The sequence below is a fragment of the Ruegeria sp. I3 genome, from assembly GCF_056532525.1.
On the sequence record NZ_JBQFNI010000022.1, the window covers coordinates 1 to 3,439 of the forward strand.

Below are 3,439 nucleotides of genomic sequence, written 5' to 3' on the forward strand. Positions count from 1 at the left end.
CTTCATGTTATGAGCCTGGCGAGGTTTGATCGTTAAGCAATTGATCGGGGTGATCAATTGTAGTCTGCACGGGCTGCTCTGGGATTTTCTAAAGTTGGTTGCGGGAGCAGGATTTGAACCTGCGACCTTCAGGTTATGAGCCTGACGAGCTACCGGGCTGCTCCATCCCGCGACACTTTAAGTGACCTATCGCTTACGCTACTTGAGGTCTTGTGTTGGTCTAGCGCCTATTCGGCTACTTGAGACCGGGTAGTGTTCTTTTCATCGTGTTAGAGAGATGTGGGCTTTTTCTAGGTTTGGCGGTGACCTACTCTCCCGGGGCTTAAGCCCAAGTACCATTGGCGCGGCAGTGCTTAACTTCCGGGTTCGGGATGGGACCGGGTGTTTCACTTGCGCTATGACCACCAAACCGAGGAAAAGCCCATGTCGACTTTCCTGCGTTGCAGGAAAGCGACGAGGTGGCAGGCAGCGTCTTTTGCTTGCAAAAGGCGCGTTGCCACTCGGTTATATAATCAACCAACATCGCGGCTTGGCGCTGCGACGTTATCCAACTCAAGGTCAGTGTATGCTTTGGTCTTGTCTTTCCATTACTGGATCAAATCAAGCCTATCGGGCGATTAGTACCGGTCAACTGAACGCATTACTGCGCTTACATCTCCGGCCTATTGACGTGGTGGTCTTCCACGGCCCTCAGGGAGACCTTGTTTTGAGGGGGGCTTCCCGCTTAGATGCCTTCAGCGGTTATCCTGTCCGATCATAGCTACCCAGCACTGCCGTTGGCACGACAACTGGTCCACCAGTGGATCGTTCACCCCGGTCCTCTCGTACTAGGGGCAACTCCTCTCAAGTCTCCTACACCCACGGCAGATAGGGACCGAACTGTCTCACGACGTTCTAAACCCAGCTCACGTACCTCTTTAAACGGCGAACAGCCGTACCCTTGGGACCTGCTCCAGCCCCAGGATGAGATGAGCCGACATCGAGGTGCCAAACACTGCCGTCGATATGGACTCTTGGGCAGTATCAGCCTGTTATCCCCGGCGTACCTTTTATCCGTTGAGCGATGGCCCTTCCACTCGGGACCACCGGATCACTATGGCCGTCTTTCGACTCTGCTCGACTTGTCAGTCTTGCAGTCAGGCTGGCTTCTGCCATTGCACTCAACGAGCGATTTCCGACCGCTCTGAGCCAACCTTCGCGCGCCTCCGTTACGCTTTAGGAGGCGACCGCCCCAGTCAAACTACCCGCCACGCAGGGTCCCGGATCCGGATAACGGACCGCGGTTAGACATCAAGAGTGCGAAGGGTGGTATCTCAAGGGAGGCTCCACAGGTACTTGCGTTCCTGCTTCAAAGCCTACCACCTATCCTGCACATCACAATCCTGATGCCAGTGCGAAGCTGTAGTAAAGGTGCACGGGGTCTTTCCGTCTAACCGCGGGAAGCCTGCATCTTGACAGGCAATTCAATTTCGCTGAGTCGATGTTGGAGACAGCGGGGAAGTCGTTACGCCATTCGTGCAGGTCGGAACTTACCCGACAAGGAATTTCGCTACCTTAGGACCGTTATAGTTACGGCCGCCGTTTACCTGGGCTTCAATTCAAGGCTCTCACCTCTCCTTTTAACCTTCAGGCACCGGGCAGGCGTCAGACCCTATACGTCGTCTTGCGACTTCGCAGAGCCCTGTGTTTTTAATAAACAGTCGCCACCCCCTGGTTTGTGCCCCCAGCCCCTAGTTGCCTAGGAACCGGGCCTCCTTCTCGCGAACTTACGGAGGTATTTTGCCGAGTTCCTTCAACATCGTTCTCTCAAGCGCCTTGGTATGCTCTACCAGTCCACCTGTGTCGGTTTAGGGTACGGTCTGATGGAGGGCTATTTCCAGGAACTGCTCAGCAGCCCAACCAATCCGATAAGGTTGAACTACACCTGCAATCCGTCACATCCTCCTGGCTCAGGAATATTAACCTGATTCCCATCGCCTACGCCTTTCGGCCTCGGCTTAGGGGCCGGCTTACCCTGCTCAGATTAGCTTTAAGCAGGAACCCTTGGACTTTCGGCGAGAGTGTCTCTCACACTCTTTGTCGCTACTCATGTCATCATTCTCACTAGTGATCTCTCCACCGGATGGCTCACGCCCCGGCTTCATCGAAAGCTCCAAATATCCTCCAAGGCGATCCGAAGATCGCTAAAGAGGATAGGAACTATGTCACACTACGCTCTGCTACCGATGCTTACGCATCCCTAGACTTCGGCTCATGGCTTGAGCCCCGTTACATCTTCGCCGCAGGACAACTTATTTAGACCAGTGAGCTGTTACGCTATCTTTAAAGGATGGCTGCTTCTAAGCCAACCTCCTGGTTGTTTTGGTCGTCCCACCTGCTTTCCCACTTAGCCATGAATTGGGGGCCTTAGTCGTAGGTCAGGGTTGTTTCCCTCTCCACTACGGACGTTAGCATCCGCAGTGTGTCTGCCATCTAGTACTCCCGGGTATTCGGAGTTTGGTTAGGATCAGTAAGCCTGTGGGGCCCCATTACCCATCCAGTGCTCTACCCCCCGGGGTATTCGGATGACGCTCTACCTAAATAGATTTCGCAGAGAACCAGCTATCTCCGAGTTTGATTGGCCTTTCACCCCTAGGCACAGCTCATCCCGATCCTTTTCAACGGATGTGGGTTCGGTCCTCCAGTAAGTGTTACCTTACCTTCAACCTGGCCATGCCTAGATCACTCGGTTTCGGGTCTGATCCCACGAACTCATTCGCCCTATTAAGACTCGCTTTCGCTACGCCTACACCTAACGGCTTAAGCTTGCTCGTAAGACCAAGTCGATGACCCATTATACAAAAGGTACGCCGTCAGATCTCGAGGATCCTCCGACTGATTGTAGGCGTTCGGTTTCAGGTACTGTTTCACTCCCCTCGTCGGGGTGCTTTTCACCTTTCCCTCACGGTACTGGTTCGCTATCGGTCAGCAAGGAGTACTTAGCCTTCGAAGGTGGTCCTCCGATCTTCAGACAGAATTTCACGTGTTCCGCCCTACTTAATACGTCCATCAAAGCTTCCTATACGGGGCTGTCACCCGCTATGGCCACGCTTCCCAACGTGTTCTAGTCACTTATCTGGCTCGGCTGGTCCCCGTTCGCTCGCCGCTACTAGGGGAGTATCAATTGATTTCCTTTCCTCCGGGTACTTAGATGTTTCAGTTCCCCGGGTTTGCTCTTAAAACCCTATGTATTCAGGTCTTAAGTACCTGTTTAAACCCCATATTGAGTATCAAAGATAACAATATGAAGCTTTCAGGTGGGTTGCCCCATTCAGAGATCCATGGATCAAAGCTTATTCTCAGCTCCCCATGGCTTATCGCAGAGTATCACGTCTTTCATCGCCTCTTGCTGCCAAGGCATTCACCAAACGCCCTTCTCGCGCTTGATTTGATCCAGAAA

Annotated in this window: 1 tRNA gene and 2 rRNA genes; all 3 read right to left on the bottom strand. The window is 53.1% G+C overall.

From position 1 onward, the window contains the following. Positions 1-95: 95 nt before the first annotated feature. Positions 96-172, bottom strand: a tRNA-Met gene (locus ACR0L9_RS20540). 122 nt (positions 173-294) lie between these two features. After that, positions 295-409: ribosomal RNA gene (rrf, locus tag ACR0L9_RS20545) — 5S ribosomal RNA — on the bottom strand. Between the two features lie 187 nt (positions 410-596). Beyond that, positions 597-3,428 (bottom strand): 23S ribosomal RNA (locus ACR0L9_RS20550). Between the last annotated feature and the right edge of the window lie 11 nt (positions 3,429-3,439).